Consider the following 16,337-nt stretch of genomic DNA (forward strand, 5'->3'; position numbering starts at 1 on the left):
CAACTGAGGGCATTCTGTAAGCAAAATCCCTCAAGCATCTTTTGCAGCAAAAGATGTACTTGCAAAGTGTCAGAGTTTATTACTTTTTTGCAAATAAAGGAAATTCAAAAGTTCACACCATTACGACTAGTGCGCTTCCATCACGAACAAGAAAAGCCCGCGTGGCAAACGCGCCGTATCAACACTTGCTTTCTGACAGGTAAAGAGAATTGAAAACACCGGCACAAATCCGGTTCGCTTATGTTTGATACCCGACAAACAAGGCTGTGTGCTTTGGGCATAATCTACTCCATCTCTTCCCCTTCACTGGCAAATTCACTATGACCTGGATTATATGGGTGTTACTTGCCCTTGTTTCTGCCGCAGCCATTGTAGCTGGCCTTGCCGCTTACGGTGCTGCGCGCTGGGCAGGTAAGACGCGGGCGTTGTTGCTGCGGCTTGAAAACACTCGCCTGTCGGTAATACCGTTGTCATATGACGTTCAGGAAATCGACAAGCTGCCGGCACCGGTAAGCAGATACTTCCGTACCGTATTGAAGGATGGCCAGCGTATCATCTCTGCGGCAAGGGTTGAACATGTGGGCAGCTTTAACCTGAGTGCGACTGCGGATAAGTGGAAGCCTTTTGCATCCGCACAGCGGGTTATCACCCGCAGGCCCGGCTTTGTATGGAATGCCCGTATTGCCATGGCTCCGGGTATAGGTGTTTATGTACACGACGCTTATGTGGGCGGTGAAGGCATGCTGACGCCTGCCTTACTTGGCTTGTTGACTTTGGCGGGCAACATCAGCGCCCGCGATCTGGCTGAAGGTGAATTCATACGGTTTTTTGCTGAAGCTGCCTGGTACCCCACGGCTTTACTCCCAAGCCAGGGGGTACATTGGCAAGCTGTTGACGACCATTCTGCCATTGCCACGCTTGCCGATGGAACAATCAGCGCAAGTATGCTGGTCAATTTCAACCCGGCTGGCCTGATTGAATCGGTACACGTTGCGGCACGTGCCGCGACGGTGGGCAAGGTCGTCGTGCCTACACCGTGGGAAGGGCGCTGGTACAACTATCAAGAACGTAATGGCATGCTGGTGCCGCTTAGCGGCGAGGCAGCGTGGCTGCACCCTGATGGACGCCAGCCTTATTGGCGCGGCACCATCACCTCAATGACGTATGAATTTTAAGCTGGCAACCGGCATGGCAGCTATGCATAGCTTTAAGCCCTGTTGTGACGCAACTTATGACGCAGCATTAGAATGCGCATAAAGTAAAGCTGACTGATCGCCACTGTCTGTTTTTTTAAACAAATCAAAGCTCACCAGCACTTTGCTTGCCTAAGACCTGCAGACTGCCAGCATAATACCTGCTGATTACTGGCGGGTGAGCTCATCTGTGACTCATCTCCGCGATTTCACTTCAGGAGAAAGCTCGTTGAAGCAAACTAGAGTACTTATTGCTGGCGCAGGTATCGCTGGTTTGACGGCAGCCCAGGAGCTGGCCGAACGTGGATTTTTGGTGACAGTGGTAGAGGCGCTGGCCGCACCCGGCGGAAAATCGCGCAGTATCCCGGTGGAAGGATCAGCTACTGCAGATAGCCAGGCTTTGCCGGGTGAACATGGTTTTCGCTTCTTTCCGGGGTTTTACCGACATATCCCCGATACGATGGCGCGTATTCCCTGCGTGCTGGCCGATGGCTCTTACGGTAGCGTGGCAGACAACCTGGCGCACACTTCCCGCACGCTTGCATTGTCAAAGAAGGGTCGGTGGGAGGTACCCAACCAGTTAAGGTCTTCATCGCATGATGCGGCGTCATTGCTCTCATTTCTGTATGATCTTTTTGTGGGTAGTGGTGTTGATGTGCCACGCGAAGATATGCTGCACTATGTACGTTGCGTGTTCACCATGCTGACCAGCTCGGACGAGCGACGTTTTGGTGAATTCGAAAACCTCTCCGCCTGGGATTATTTCCAGGCACCGTCACGCTCAGAAGCCTATCAAAAATATGTCATCAATGCGGTGACCCGCACTCTGGTGGCCTGTCGCGCAGCGGATATGAGTGCACGCTCCAACGTGGTGGTAGGCATACAATTGCTCAGTGATATCTACCGCAGTTGTGCCGACAGGGTGTTGAACGGCCCCACCAGCGAGGTGTGGATAGCACCGTGGGTCACGCATCTTCAACATCTGGGGGTGGAATTTGTACTTGGTGCTTCTGTAGAAAATGTGCTGTGGGATGGTACAGCAGCACGTGCGCTGCAACTCAGTGACGGCACAGAATTGACAGCCGACCATTTCATCCTGGCGTTGCCGCTGGAAGCCTTGCAGGCAATCAGCAATGAAGACATGCTGGCCAGGGCACCTGGTCTTAGCAGGCTGGACGAGCTCAAAACCGAGTGGATGAACGGCATCCTTTTCTATCTGGGGCAAGACATAGAACTGAATCACGGGCACACTATTTTCCTGGATGCGCCATGGGCACTGACCTCGTTGTGCCAGCAGCGTTTTTGGCCGCGTGGGCTGGCGCAATATGGGGATGGCACGGTGCACGGCATACTTAGCGTCTGCATATCTGATTTCGATGCACCCGGCGAATACATACGCAAACCCGCCAGGGATTGCACGCCAGCAGAAATTCAGGAAGAAGTCTGGCAACAAATCCTCGCCCACCTTGCACCAGCAGACAGGGCTGAACTTGAAGCTGCCGGGGTCATTGCCTGCTCCATCGACCCGTCATTGCGCTGGACTGCTGCGGGTATGGAAAACGATGCGCCACTATTCGTCAACACTGCCGGATCATGGGCAGCGCGACCAGAGCTTGATATCGGTATCAGCAACCTGTTTGTCGCTGGCGATTTTGTGCGTACGTCTACTGACGTGGCGACGATGGAAAGCGCCAATGAATCCGCACGCAGGGCTGTCAACCACTTGCTGGAACTGACTGGTTCCAGTGCACAGCGCTGCCAGCTATTCCCGCTGGAAGAACCGACGGCACTGACCCCGCTCAAGGTCATCGACAAGCTGCGGTTTGATGCTGGCTTGCCGCATTTGCTGGATCTGGTGCCGGTATTTTCTGGGGAAACCATCGCATGGCTGGGCGCAATGACTACCCGCGTCGCCGACTATTCAGTGAAGGCCGGTGACCTAGTGCGCCAGTTGGGTTGGGACAAACGCTTGCCTGAATTTGAATCCAGGGCCATGCGTTTTATCAACAACCTGGGCCGGGGTGTGGCCCCTGTATCCAAGTGGGCCAGCAGTACGGGCAATAATACGGGCCATACTACGGGCAATACTACAGACACCCCTGATCACGGTAAGCAAGAGGCACAAGCTAAGGCATCTGGTGTGTATGCCCTTATCAATGATGTTGTCGGTGCAATTAATGATAAGGCGCTGGCTGACGATCTGGACAAGCTGCGTGCGCATTTGATTAGCGCGCTTGATCAGACGGATAAACATTTTCGTGAATACGGGGCTAGCCACCAGCGCCATCTGATTGATGGCGTGCTGGCTGATTCGTTGTTTCAATCCGGCAAGCGCTTGCGGGCAAGCTGCGCCCTGCTTTGCTCCATGCTGATGCGGCGGTTTTTGTCGGACGAAGCGATACAGGTTGCCATCATCACCGAATCCATACACGCAGCCACCTTGCTGCACGATGACATCATCGACGAAGCCGATCAGCGGCGCGGCCACCCCACCGCATGGAAAAAATATGGCGTGGGTGCTGGTGTGCTGGCAGGCAACCTGCTGGTGTCACGCGCCGTGCGTTCACTGTACCGCATCGGTTATAACGGGCTGGCAGACGACCTTTTCGAAGTCATAGAATCCATGATCGCTGCCGAATCTGACCAATTGTCAGGCCGACGCAACCTGGAAGCCAGCGAAGAAGATTACCTGCGCATCATCGATGGCAAAACCGCAGGGCTGTTCGCCTGGTCTTGCCGCGCCGGTGCCACCGTAGGCGGCTGCAACGCCGCCACCGTCACTGCCACCGCCCAGTTTGGCCGCCACATGGGCCTGGCCTTTCAACTGATAGACGACATACTGGACCTTGACCCCGCCACCAGCGACACCGGCAAAACCCGCTTCACCGACCTGTCTACTGGCCTGCTGACTTACCCTCTGCTACTGGCACGCCAACGCGACCCGCAAGGTTTTGATGTGTTGGCGGCTGATGGCTTTGCTGACGCTGCTAAGGTCAGTGCATGGCTGGTCGCCAACGCAGCGCTGGATGCTACACGGGCCGAAGCCGCCAGACAGATTGCGCTGGGGGTCGAGGTCTTGCTACCGGTGCGGCATTCTGCCGCGAAGGCTGCACTGATTGAATTGGCGCGGGCGTCTACGAGGCGATTGCGGTAGTATAGACACTGTCTAGCCTTTCACAAATCACGATATATTTTTATTTCTTATGGCCCTCACACCGGATGACATCAAGACAGCGATTTCACTACTAGCTTTCGCTGCTTCACTCCTATCACTTTATTTCACCAGAATTAATTGGCTTCAATCAAACCGCCCCGTCATATCTGCTTTCGTCGTTGAGCATAGCTCGGGAAATACGGCTGCGGTATTTAATCTGACTATTGCCAACACTGGCAGTCGCCCAGCAGTGCATGTCCAACTACATGCTTCGCGCGACGAAATATCTAGCTTACTTGACGTGAATGCTGAACCAGAGAAATTCGATTCCATCTCTAGGGTCTTCACATCAGAAAGCAAAATTCCTCTGCTAAGAAATGGCGAAGAATTGAGTACGTCATTCGGAGCTACAAATAGTAACCCTTCTGACGATCCCTGGTTGCGCTACGGGACAGAAATTGAGATTTCAGTAAGTTACCAAGATTTAGACGGCAGAAAATATATATCCAGACAACCATTAAAGATTTATGCTCGCGATGGATTTGGCGGCGGCGTCTGGACTGATCCCAAAGTATAACTACCCGTCGATACAGTAATTTTGTGTGCTGTAACATTGAGCATTCCTAACTCCCAACTAGTTTCACAATAATAATTTCTAAACTCGTACACGCTCCTGCTCTTGAACTTCAATACGGCTTTGTATTTGCGCATAGAGTTGTGCTTCAGCATTATCTCTATCCGTAACAGTTACAACTAATGCATATGATTCGGTTTTGTTACAAAGCTCATTTCCCCAACCCAAACGATCTTGGCGGGTTACTACAATGAACCATTTGACTTTCGGCGACAACTGCTTAAACTCCCATGTTGAAGACTGCACAGTACCTTTACCTCTAGCTTGCGCACTAATCGAACGATTACTTATAGCATCGTCATTTCTAACTTCAGTATCCAATTGAGTTTCATGATTAAACGATTTTTGTACTTCTTCTAACGAGCTTCCTTTAACCAACCGGAAAAATATCTTTGTAGCTACATAATCTAACCGTGTTGTCCGCACTGGAGGAGAGTAAGCTAACGAAACTCTTAACTCTCTTTTCGCTCTATTTGAGCGCAAAAAAGAATCGGGTAAAGGTAATTCAAAAAACTGATGTGAGTCGTGTTCTATTACTTCTTCAGAAAATAATACTACTGCAGATTCTGATGAACGAAACAAGGTATCAGTATCCACAAGGCCGTATCCTAGAACATCATGAAATAAATTACTTCCATACTTTTCTTTATGGTTGTCTTTAAGTTCATCAGTAAATATTTCTTTTGCTTGCTGAGGCAATACCGCGTGATTTACGAGCATTGCCCTTAACAGATTTGCAGAAGACCCCGGGTATTCATTGAGTATCCGGCCAGCTAAATGTGCAATATATGGTGCAGCAAAACTAGTGCCGGAAATTTCTTTTAGCAGAGTTTTTCCTATGAAATCATGATGTAGAGTCAATACCCCCATTCCCCTTGCATCGGCTTTCCACTGTCCCCCTTCTTGTCTCATAGGAGAAGCGAGGTTTCCTCCCGTAGCCACTACGTCTGGTTTGATTGCACCTTTGATTGACGGGCCATGTCGAGTAAATGGGGAAGGCTGACGATCAGATGCTGGGGACAGTGCATGAATCTCGGGGTAACGCTGCTCATTTATGTGTGCATTATGTCTAGCGACACTACCTACTGTAAGAACGTTTAAAGCAGGTGCAGGATCAATAATTATTGACTCTGGGCAAGTCAAATATTCAGGATACTCAGCCCTCCAACTTTCACGAGGAACGGGCGGGGTGTCCGATCCATTAAAATTACCAGCCGACACAACGAACAGCACGTTACATTCACGAGCCAATTTGTCTAGTAAATATGCAACACCCTTTATATGTCTACTGTCATACGGAGCATTACGATTACCAATAGACAAATTGAAAATCCTGCACCCATGAACAGTATAAAAATAATGCACTGCACTACTCAATACTGTCTCAATCGTTCTTGGATCAAATTGCGCTTCACCCGTATGCTTATCTAAATATAGTATCTTCCCACTAAACAACCATAAGTCAGGTTTCCAGTAGTTACTTTCGGCACAGGCTTCTATATCTCCGTACAATGCAATCCCGGCTATGGCTGTGCCATGACCAACATCGTCATCTTCGGCTACCCCACTAATGTAGCTGGTATTTTCTGCGACGGCTGATCTGAGTAAAGGATGATTGGTATTTATACCACTATCTAAAATACAGATTCTGGCGCTATCTTGATTTGGAGAAGGTAATTGATTTGGAATATCAGAAATATCAATATTCAGCTGCGCGTGCTGTATACCTGATTGAGGCAATAAATCGATATATCGTACATCGCTGTGTTCAAAAAGCAAATCTGCTTGAGCTGAGCTGACTTCTAGCCTATATAGTAAAAGGCTATCCAAGCTAATAAGGTCGATTTGATGAATCCCGTTGCCAGTCAACCAATTTCCAAATTCTGCAACTAAACGCGCCCTCATTGGATGGTTACTTACTTCTATAGGCCAAAGTTCCACGTCAAGTCTAAACAAAGGGCTGTCAGGCAAACCATAATATTTAACAGCCCAACTCTCACGATCTTGGCGAGTCCAATTACCAACGCTCTCCAGCGCTGTAAGAATTTGCTTGTAGGTTAATTTACTATCATCCAAACCCAAAAGTGATAAGTGATTTGCAAACTGAACTAATCCAGATTCATTTGCAAATGCAATGCAAATACCTGCCTCTTCTTGACTGATGAATTCAACCCCATGCTTATTCAAGTGCTGAATATCAAGCATACCGATATGCTCTAACTTGAGGACAAATCGATTGGCATTTGAAGAATTTTGCTTTCGAGCCTCAAAGATGGCTTCTTGGAGAAGGCTACCTAGTTTTTGCCCGTGAGTAGCTAGGTCGCCACGCTTAAAGGCAGGAATTTTATATTGTCGTGTTCGTCGATCATTTATGAGCTCTTCTTTCTTGATACGGATATGTTTATACAGTTCTGCCATTGTTAGCTTCCCCAATAATCCCTACCGCCTAATTTCCTTGCTTCGTGCGCTAGAAAGATCTTTAAGATTGAGAAATTCTTGACCTTTGAGAATATTGCGTTTGATCGCACGGCGAACTACACGCTCAATATCTGCGCCACTTAATCCATCAAATAAGTCGAGAATCTCTACCTGATCAGTTTCAAATTGTCTCCGAACACCGCGCAGTTTAGAGCGTAAAATTGCACCTATCATGTCGCGAGAAGGCTTTGAAAATTCAAAAACGTCATCAAATCTCCGCCAAATTGCACTGTCCAAAATTTGCTCATGATTGGTTGCTGCGATTATCAAACTATTTCCTTGATACGCATCCATCATTTGGAGCACAGCATTAACTACCCGCCGTAATTCGCCATGTTCAGTGCTATCGGAGCGCTCTTTACCGATCGCGTCAAATTCGTCGAAAAGCGCGACCATTGGATACTGACTAATATAGTCAAAAACTTTACGCAAATTTGCCGCAGTTTCACCAAGAAATGAAGATACCAGAGCATCAAGCCTTACTATTGCTAAAGGAAGGTCCAGTTCACAAGCGATAACTTCTGCAGTCAACGTTTTTCCACACCCAGGTGGTCCGAAAAAAAGAACCTTACCTGCTGGTCGCATGCCATAAGATCGCAAAATATCCTGCCTGCGATGTTCACCAAGTAATTCCTCCACGGCAGACAAATTTTCTGGTGGGAGGATTAATTCTTCTAGTGTTCGCTGCGAATGCCTAATATCAAAAAGTGGTAAACCACGCTCTTTATCCGTTGGAACTGAAGGAAATAGTCTTGATAATTTTCCCTCTGAATCAACGCCGGACGTATAAAGAATTTTTTCTAAATCATTCGCGAGAAGATGGTGTTGCTTTAACCGTTCTTCTTCAATTATCGACTCTGAAGCTAAGCGGAAACCCTCCTTATCTCCAGCGGTACCCGCTTTCAAAAGTTGTCGCAAGATTTTTCCACTAGCCATACAAGTTCCAATATTTCAATATTAAATATCAATTAAGCAAGCATTACCATCATATGCCGATTATCTCAGTCATGCTTACTCTTTTGGGAAAAAAAACACAAATTTCAATCTTTTCTGCAGACTACTCTTTACCGTGAAAGACATTGCTCACATAAACGATACTGCAAATTGTAGCGGCTCCTTTTACGCCTCAAGGCGCAACCGCTTTCCAATTCCCATTCTGTATCATCAACATCACCCTCGCTTTTTCTTCCAGGCCGAAATGGTCATTGGCGGTGTAATGCAACACGCCCTGAGTGATGGGGATGTCGATTTCGGATTCCATGGCGTCTTTCAGGGCGGTGCGAAACTCCGGTGTGCCGGGTTTGGCTTTTTTTAGTGCCAGCGGAATAACGCGATTCAGCAGCAGGTAGGCATCATAGCCGTGGGCGGCGAACTGGTTTCTGGTGCCTTCGCCGAATTGTTTTTCATAGCGATTGGTGAAGTCGGTGGCCAGACGTTTGGAGGGGTGATCTTCTGGCAGCAGCTCTGGCAGGATGGCCAGGCCAGCAACGACGAAAGCACCTTCCACATCTTTGCCACCCAGACGTATCAGGTCACGCGAGGCCGCACCGTGGGTTTGGTAGATTTTGCCTTTGTAGCCGCGTTCTATCAGGGCCTTGTGCGGCATGGCTGAGCCGCTGCCGGATGCGCCGATGAGGATGGCGTCAGGTTTGGCAGCAACCAGCTTCAGGGTTTGTGCGGTGACGCTGGTGTCGGGGCGGTTGAAGCGTTCAGTGGCGACGGACTGCAGGCCATCTTTGCTGGCGGCGGCTGTGATGCCTTTCAACCAGGCTTCGCCATAGGCGTCTGAATAGCCGAGGTAGGCATAGGTTTTGACGCCCACTTTTTTCATGTGGTCAGCAACGGCATGAGCCATGAGCGATGTTGACTGCGCGATGCGGAAGGTCCAGGCACCTTTGCCCGGTGCCATTTCAACTGGTGAGGTAGAGATTTGTGGCGTCTTGAGTTCAGATGCGACTTCTGCCAGGGCCACCGAAGCGGGTGTGGCGGTGGAGCCGATGATGACATCCACCTTGTCATCGGTGATGAGCCTGCGGGCATTCTTGCTGGACTGGGTGGTGTCAGATGCATCGTCAAGGATGACGAGTTTGACTTTTTCACCACCGATGGTGTCGGGCCACAGGCTAATGCCATTCTTGGTGGGGATGCCTAGCCCGGATGCAGGGCCGGTCAGGGGCAGGCTGACACCGATGGTGATGTCGGCCTGGGCGGTGCCTATGGTCGCGCCTATCAGCAGGGCCAGTAGCGTGGGTTTGGTGATGAGTTGCATTGCAGTCTCCTGTTTTATTGTTGGTATTGCGGATGCGGGTGTGGCTGGGTGTTATTGCGCCTTGTTTGCCAGGCTGGGCTTGGAATTGATGGGGGTGCTTATTGCGACTCGTTATTGTTATGCTGTATAACAGTTATTCAATATAATAATATTTTGGGTGAGATGCAAGTGGGGTTTGAGGTTTTTTGGGGCGGGTGTTAGTGGATGACTGCACCGCATGGGTTCGGCCGGACCGCGTTGGGCCAATGTTAAACGAATACGTTATTTAAATGCTGAGTGTTGGGCTGATAAGGCATAGCCCAACCTACGAACTGACCTGTACCCCGTAGGGTGCGCCACGCGCACCGGTTTGTTGGTGTATGAACATGCTGCGGTGCACGAAATCAGCATATATTGAATTTTGGCAATTGGACGGTGCGCGCGGCGCACCCTACAAATATGCTCAACCGCCGCCAAATGACCGCTGCTTTATTTGGACTCTATACACAACTTACCTAACAATGCCCGCAACTGTTGCCTTTCCTTTGCGGTCAATTGCTGGCTGACTCTGTCATCATGTTCTTTCACTGCCTGTTTGTATTTTTCCAACTGGCGCTGGCCTTCTTTGGTCAGGTGCAGGTTGTAGGATCGGCGGTCGCCGGAATCTTGTCGTTCCAGCAGGCCGGCCTGTTCAAAATTGTCTATGATGGAAACAACACCTGATCGTGCAATGCCCATGACTTCGGCCAGGCGGGTCTGCGAAATGCCGGGGTTGCTGCTGATAATGACCAATGAAGAAAAGCGCTGGGGGGTAATGTCATAAGCACCCAGGCTGACCGTAAAATCTGCGTAAATCGATAACTGGGCACGGCGTACGGCGTAGCCTGTCAGTTCTTCGAGGATGTCGTAGTTGATGCCTTCTATGCGCGCATTGAAAGTGATAGCTTGCGCCGTGCTGGTTGAGCGCCTGGGCATTGCGGTGCCAGGCTGTCGTTTGCTGGTGGCTGGTTTCTGTTTGGGCATGTTAAGACGTATTTGCGGTGGGCTTCTTGTCTTATCTATTGTACATGCTGGGCGTCGTTATAAAACGGGGGAACCTTGCTGATACACAAACACGGTAGCATCCGGCACTGCCGCAAGCCTGAATTCACGCACTCGCAACTCCAGGAAAATGCAACAAATCTTGTGTTACCTTGGATAACTGTAATACAGTATAACAATTACGCCACACTTATAAAGGCGTGCCAAATAAAATCCTGCTGGAGGCAGACATGAAAGTGGTTATCGCCGGTGCCGGCATAGGCGGCCTGACTCTTGCGCTGATGTTGCATGAGCGTGGGATCCATGTAGAGGTGTACGAAGCAGTCAGTGAAATCAAGCCGCTGGGCGTGGGCATCAATTTGTTGCCCCATGCCAGCCAGCAATTGTGTCAGCTGGGGCTGGAAGCTTGCCTGGCCGAGCGCGGTATTGAGACTGCATCGCTATCTTATTTCAATAAATTTGGCCAGAAAATCTGGCAAGAGCCACGTGGTCGGGCCGCTGGCTATGATTCGCCACAATATTCCATACACCGTGGTGAATTGCAAATGACCTTATTGCAAAGCGCGATAGACCGGCTGGGCGCGGACCACATTCACCAGGGACATGCATTCGCGTCGTTTGAGCAAGTGGCAGACAAGGTGATTTCTACCTTTACCAGGCAGGCAGACCAATCGGCGGTGCAGGTGGAATCTGACTTGTTGATCGGTGCGGACGGCATCCATTCTGCAGTGCGGCGCTTTTTGTATCCGCAGGGTGATCAGCCACGCTTCTCTGGCCGTATGTTATGGCGAGCGGTGACGGAGGCAGAGCCTTATATGGATGGGCGCAGTATGTTCATGGCAGGCTACCAGGACCAGAAATTTGTTGCTTACCCTATCTCTGAACCCTTGCGCACGCAAGGCCGCTCGCTGATCAACTGGATTGCAGAGCTGCGCGTGCCGGGTGGTGAATTGCCTACGTCAGACTGGAACCGCAAGGTCGACAAGTCCACCTTCAGCAAGCCGTTTGACAGTTGGAAATGGGGCTGGATCGATATCCCTGCGCTGATCGAAGCGGCAGAGGTGGTGTATGAATTTCCACTGGTAGACCGCGACCCGTTACCGCGCTGGACCTTCGAGCGCGTAACGCTGATGGGCGATGCCGCCCACCCTATGTATCCAATAGGTTCAAACGGCAGTGCACAGGCGATTCTGGATGCCCGTTACCTGGCCGATTGCCTGAGCAATGAAGTCAACGTCCTGTGCGCCCTGCGCGAATACGAAGCAGAACGCTTGCCACGCACCACCGGCATTGTGTTGCGCAACCGTATGAACGGGCCTGAACAGGTGATGCAACTGGCAGAAGAACGTGCGCCGCAGGGTTTTGCGAATGTAACGGATGTGATCGCGCAGTCAGAGCTGGAGGCGATTTCTTTGCGCTATAAGCGACTGGCTGGGTTTGATAAGGATGCCTTACGGGGGACAGGGGTGGCTGGAATGGCTGGGCCTACGGATAAAAATTCTTGAGCTGCAACGAGGAAGGCTAATTGTTTTTGAAATACCAGTGATCTCATATCGGGCAGTGGCGAGTCCCCTTCCTTTCAAGGGAAGGGTTAGGGTAGGGATGGGTTTCTTTTGCAATTTGATCGCAAGTTAATCAACGGAACCCCATCCCCACCCTGACCTCCCCTTGAAGGGGAGGAGTTACCCTACTACCGGCTCAACGTACTGCCAAATCAAACCTGTCCGCATTCATGACCTTGGTCCACGCCGCCACAAAATCATTCACAAACTTCTGCTGCGAATCGCTGCTTGCGTAGATTTCTGCCACGGCGCGCAGTTGTGAATTGGAACCGAAGACAAGGTCAACCACGCTGGCAGTCCATTTCACCTCGCCACTGGCGCGGTCGCGGCCTTCCAGTACGCCTGCGGTGCCTGACTGTTGCCACTTGGTGTTCATGTCCAGCAAATTAACGAAGAAATCATTGCTCAGGGTTTCTGGTCGTTTGGTGAATACACCGAGTTGTGTTTTTCCGGCGTTGGCGTCCAGTACGCGCAGGCCACCTATCAGGACTGTCAGCTCAGGTGCACCAAGGTTCAGCAACTGTGCCTTGTCGATCAACAAGGCAGCAGCTGTTCCTTCCAAACCTTTGCGCAGGTAGTTGCGGAAGCCGTCTGCCGCCGGTTCCAACACTTCAAACGATGCGACGTCGGTCTGGTCTTGTGTGGCGTCCATGCGCCCTGGGGTGAAAGGCACCTTGATGTCATGGCCAGCTTTCTTCGCCGCTGCTTCGATACCGGCACTGCCACCCAGCACGATCAAATCTGCCAGCGAGATTTTTTTGCCGGATTGGCTGGCATTGAACTCTGCCTGTATGGCTTCCAACTTGGCCAGCACAGTGGCCAGCTCTGCAGGCTGGTTAATGTCCCAATCTTTTTGCGGGGCCAGACGCAAGCGTGCGCCGTTGGCACCGCCGCGCTTGTCGCTGCCACGGAAGGTGGATGCCGATGCCCAGGCAGTATTCACCAGTTGGGATACAGACAGACCAGACGCCAGCAGCTTGGCCTTGAGGCTAGCCACATCCTCGTCATCCACCAGGGCATGGTTAACGACTGGAACAGGGTCTTGCCAAATCAGTTCTTCTTTTGGTACCAAAGGGCCAAGGTAGCGGGCGATGGGGCCCATGTCGCGGTGGGTGAGTTTAAACCAGGCACGGGCAAAGGCATCAGCCAGCTCTTGCGGATTTTGCAGGAAGCGGCGCGAGATTTTTTCGTAGGCCGGGTCGGTGCGCAGGGCCATATCTGCGGTCGTCATCATTGGTGCGTGACGCAGTGCCGGGTCGTGCGCATCGGGCACGGTGGTCCTGGCGGCTGGGTCTTTGGGTGTCCATTGATGGGCACCGGCTGGGCTCTTGTTGAGTTCCCATTCGTAGCCGAACAGGGTTTCAAAGTAAGAATTGTCCCAGGTGGTTGGGGTGGCGGTCCAGGCACCTTCGATACCGCTGGTGATGGTGTGCACACCTTTGCCTGTGCCAAAGCTGTTTTTCCAGCCCAGGCCCTGTTCTTCCAGGCTGGCACCTTCTGGTTCTGCGCCGACCTGGGATGGATCACCTGCACCATGGGCTTTGCCGAAGGTATGGCCACCGGCTACCAGGGCGACGGTTTCTTCGTCATTCATGGCCATGCGGGCAAAGGTTTCGCGTATGTCGCGTGCCGATGCAAGCGGATCTGGCTTGCCGTTCGGGCCTTCGGGATTGACGTAGATCAGGCCCATCTGTACGGCGGCGAGCGGGTTTTGCAGATCGCGGTCGCCGCTGTAGCGCTGGTCATCCAGCCATTTGCCTTCGGGGCCCCAGTAGATGTCTTCTTCTGGTTCCCAGATGTCGGGGCGGCCACCGGCAAAACCAAAGGTCTTGAAGCCCATGGAATCAAGCGCGACGTTACCGGCCAGTATCATCAAATCTGCCCATGACAGTTTGTTGCCGTATTTTTGCTTGATGGGCCACAGCAGGCGGCGTGCCTTATCGAGGTTGCCATTGTCAGGCCAGCTGTTGAGTGGGGCAAAGCGTTGTGCACCGGCGCCGCCACCACCGCGACCATCAGCAGTGCGATAGGTACCTGCGCTATGCCAGGCCATGCGGATAAAGAAGGGGCCATAGTGGCCGTAATCGGCAGGCCACCATTCTTGCGAATCGGTCATCAGGACGTGCAGGTCTTTGATGACGGCGTCCAGGTCCAGGGTCTTGAATGCTGCAGCGTAATTGAAATCTTCACCCAGCGGATTGGATGCGGGGGCATGTTGATGCAATATCTTGAGGTTTAATTGATTTGGCCACCAGTCTGCGTTGGCGTGGCTGGCTGCCACTGCAGTGCGGGCGGCACCCGCGAACGGGCATTTTGCTTCGTTTGACATCGTTATCTCCTTGGATGGGGAGGCTGTTGCAAAATCAAGCTGGCTATACGACATAACACCAACTTGATTTCGCAACAGCCTCTGAATGACACTGATTACATGGCCGATTGTAGGGATGGATGATTAATAGGTATACTTAATTTAATTTATTGATTCAATTCATTTTAACTATCGACTGCCAGATTGAGCATTGCATCTGCCTTCAAAATGACAGGCTTATTTTTGTACTTATTTTCGTACTTATTTTTGTACTTATTTTTGTAGTATCTGCGCTGAATGAATTTACATATTAGCTTATTTACACCAAAACACCGGGGCCATTGAATCCACTGCACTTCTAAGGGATAATTGCGCTCATGAACGACACTACACAATACCCCCCATTACCGGATCGCCTGTCAGTTGATCCGCGCAGCCCTTATCATGTTGCCGCCGTGTTTGAACACGATGTCGGTATTAAGCTCAATGGCAAAGAGCGCAACGATGTTGAGGAATATTGCATCAGCGAAGGCTGGGTCAGCGTTGCTGCTGGCAAGGCACGTGACCGCAAGGGCCATCCTTTGATGATCAAGGTCAAGGGCGTGGTCGAGGCGTTTTATCGCTGATTGATTTGGCTGGATGCAGAAAGCATCCAGCCAGCATTTCTATTATTTCTATTGCCGGGCTTGCCCGGTGTCTTTGGCGCAGTGGTAAGCGCTGTACAGTGGACTGTAACTTTGAAACAGAAGTGAAAGACGCTTGCCCGGCGATCAGGGCAAGGCGCAAAGCGGAGCGATAGTGAACTATCGCGAGCATTTGCAACGCAGCCATGGTCGTCGCGCAAGCGGAAGGCACTCTGTTTTCAATTGTTACAGTCCACTGATATGCTGCCTTGTATGCTTGCTGATGATACCTTGACGCTGTACCGCTAATGAAACCCTCCTACCCGCCCCATGCTGTATCGCGCCTGCGCTCTGCCCGTCTGCTGCGCAGCACCCGGCCATTTCTGGCGCGTGGTGGGCCCAAGGGTGAACGTTGTGGCGGCTGTCGGCTGATCCTTAGTCATTGCCTGTGCACGCTGCGGCCTGTCGTGCCCACCCGTGCCGGGGTATGCCTGCTGATGGCGGAACACGAAACCTTAAAGCCCAGTAACACCGGCTGGCTGATTGCCGATGTGGTGCCAGATACGATGGCATTTGGCTGGGCGCGTACCGAGGTGGACCCGGCACTGCTGGCCGTGCTGGCAGACCCGCAATGGCAGCCGTATGTCGTTTTTCCCGGTGAGTTTGTGACACCTGAACGGGTGATTACGGAATTGTTACCAGCAACTACGCAACCGACATCCACAACAAGCGGCGCTGGAAACAAACGCCCGCTATTCATCTTGCTGGATGCCACCTGGCCAGAAGCACGCAAAATTTTCAAGAAAAGCCCTTACCTGACGCAATTCCCGGTACTCAGCCTGTTGCCAGAACAATTGTCGCGCTATCGCCTGCGCCGCTCACGCCGCGATGATCATTTATGCACATCTGAAGTAGCCGCCATATGCCTGGGCCTGGCTGGCGACCATGCCGCAGCGCAGGCACTGGAAATGTACCTGGACCTGTTCACAGACCACTATCTGCGGGCAAAACAGCAGTTGAAAGTGGAGTGGGACGATGTCTTGCATTTGCAGTTGCGGGCATTGGCCGCTTCTTCGACTTAACCTCTTGGTCCTGT

The 16,337-nt window shown here is 51.4% G+C and carries 11 protein-coding genes; 6 read left to right on the forward strand and 5 right to left on the reverse strand.

Annotated features, from left to right (window positions below; translation table 11 throughout):
- The first annotated feature begins 320 nt into the window (after window positions 1-320).
- From ACO0K9_RS10170 to ACO0K9_RS10180, 3 genes are all read left to right on the forward strand, one after another.
- Window positions 321-1,175: a DUF6920 family protein gene (locus ACO0K9_RS10170; RefSeq protein WP_422984433.1), complete on the forward strand. Its 855-nt coding sequence runs from the start codon at window positions 321-323 to the stop codon at window positions 1,173-1,175.
- Window positions 1,176-1,422: 247 nt separating this feature from the next.
- Complete coding sequence (locus ACO0K9_RS10175) at window positions 1,423-4,347, forward strand: polyprenyl synthetase family protein (RefSeq protein ID WP_422984435.1); 2,925 nt, start codon at window positions 1,423-1,425, stop codon at window positions 4,345-4,347.
- Between the two features lie 49 nt (window positions 4,348-4,396).
- Window positions 4,397-4,924 carry a hypothetical protein gene (locus ACO0K9_RS10180; protein ID WP_422984437.1) on the forward strand — a complete coding sequence of 176 codons (528 nt, stop codon included), beginning with the start codon at window positions 4,397-4,399 and terminating at the stop codon, window positions 4,922-4,924.
- Window positions 4,925-5,002: 78 nt separating this feature from the next.
- Here the strand turns inward: ACO0K9_RS10180 and ACO0K9_RS10185 are convergent, their stop codons facing one another.
- The 4 genes from ACO0K9_RS10185 to ACO0K9_RS10200 form a co-directional block, all read right to left on the reverse strand.
- On the reverse strand, window positions 5,003-7,399 hold the full coding sequence (locus tag ACO0K9_RS10185) for a S8 family peptidase (protein WP_422984439.1): 2,397 nt from the start codon (window positions 7,397-7,399) through the stop codon (window positions 5,003-5,005).
- Between the two features lie 21 nt (window positions 7,400-7,420).
- Window positions 7,421-8,395, reverse strand: a complete 975-nt coding sequence (locus ACO0K9_RS10190; RefSeq protein ID WP_422984441.1) for an AAA family ATPase — start codon at window positions 8,393-8,395, stop codon at window positions 7,421-7,423.
- 190 nt (window positions 8,396-8,585) lie between these two features.
- Window positions 8,586-9,728 carry an ABC transporter substrate-binding protein gene (locus ACO0K9_RS10195; RefSeq protein WP_422984443.1) on the reverse strand — a complete coding sequence of 381 codons (1,143 nt, stop codon included), beginning with the start codon at window positions 9,726-9,728 and terminating at the stop codon, window positions 8,586-8,588.
- Window positions 9,729-10,196: 468 nt separating this feature from the next.
- A complete protein-coding gene (locus ACO0K9_RS10200) occupies window positions 10,197-10,730 on the reverse strand; it encodes a MarR family winged helix-turn-helix transcriptional regulator (protein WP_422984445.1) in 534 nt (177 codons plus the stop codon).
- 248 nt (window positions 10,731-10,978) lie between these two features.
- Here ACO0K9_RS10200 and ACO0K9_RS10205 point away from each other — a divergent pair, with 248 nt between their 5' ends.
- On the forward strand, window positions 10,979-12,253 hold the full coding sequence (locus ACO0K9_RS10205; protein ID WP_422984447.1) for a flavin-dependent oxidoreductase: 1,275 nt from the start codon (window positions 10,979-10,981) through the stop codon (window positions 12,251-12,253).
- Window positions 12,254-12,446: 193 nt separating this feature from the next.
- Here the strand turns inward: ACO0K9_RS10205 and katG are convergent, their stop codons facing one another.
- Entirely contained in the window at window positions 12,447-14,639 is a 2,193-nt protein-coding gene (gene katG / locus ACO0K9_RS10210) for a catalase/peroxidase HPI (RefSeq protein ID WP_422984449.1), read from the reverse strand.
- A 356-nt stretch (window positions 14,640-14,995) separates the two neighbouring features.
- Here katG and ACO0K9_RS10215 point away from each other — a divergent pair, with 356 nt between their 5' ends.
- Both ACO0K9_RS10215 and ACO0K9_RS10220 read left to right on the forward strand, forming a co-directional pair.
- The gene (locus ACO0K9_RS10215) at window positions 14,996-15,244 is read left to right on the forward strand and encodes a DUF3297 family protein (RefSeq protein WP_422984451.1); all 249 of its coding nucleotides are present in this window, start codon (window positions 14,996-14,998) and stop codon (window positions 15,242-15,244) included.
- 305 nt (window positions 15,245-15,549) lie between these two features.
- Window positions 15,550-16,323 (forward strand): tRNA-uridine aminocarboxypropyltransferase, encoded by a 774-nt coding sequence (locus tag ACO0K9_RS10220; RefSeq protein ID WP_422984453.1) that lies wholly within the window; start codon window positions 15,550-15,552, stop codon window positions 16,321-16,323.
- Window positions 16,324-16,337: the final 14 nt, after the last annotated feature.

The organism is Undibacterium sp. Ji50W, assembly GCF_049340445.1.
Taxonomy (GTDB): domain Bacteria; phylum Pseudomonadota; class Gammaproteobacteria; order Burkholderiales; family Burkholderiaceae_D; genus Undibacterium.

Coding starts and splice junctions, on each gene's coding strand:
- ACO0K9_RS10170 (WP_422984433.1), top strand. CDS start 321: ATGACCTGGATTATATGGGTGTTACTTGCCCTTGTTTCTGCCGCAGCC.
- ACO0K9_RS10185 (WP_422984439.1), bottom strand. CDS start 7,399: ATGGCAGAACTGTATAAACATATCCGTATCAAGAAAGAAGAGCTCATA.
- ACO0K9_RS10220 (WP_422984453.1), top strand. CDS start 15,550: ATGAAACCCTCCTACCCGCCCCATGCTGTATCGCGCCTGCGCTCTGCC.
- ACO0K9_RS10180 (WP_422984437.1), top strand. CDS start 4,397: ATGGCCCTCACACCGGATGACATCAAGACAGCGATTTCACTACTAGCT.
- ACO0K9_RS10215 (WP_422984451.1), top strand. CDS start 14,996: ATGAACGACACTACACAATACCCCCCATTACCGGATCGCCTGTCAGTT.
- ACO0K9_RS10205 (WP_422984447.1), top strand. CDS start 10,979: ATGAAAGTGGTTATCGCCGGTGCCGGCATAGGCGGCCTGACTCTTGCG.
- ACO0K9_RS10195 (WP_422984443.1), bottom strand. CDS start 9,728: ATGCAACTCATCACCAAACCCACGCTACTGGCCCTGCTGATAGGCGCG.
- katG (WP_422984449.1), bottom strand. CDS start 14,639: ATGTCAAACGAAGCAAAATGCCCGTTCGCGGGTGCCGCCCGCACTGCA.
- ACO0K9_RS10200 (WP_422984445.1), bottom strand. CDS start 10,730: ATGCCCAAACAGAAACCAGCCACCAGCAAACGACAGCCTGGCACCGCA.
- ACO0K9_RS10190 (WP_422984441.1), bottom strand. CDS start 8,395: ATGGCTAGTGGAAAAATCTTGCGACAACTTTTGAAAGCGGGTACCGCT.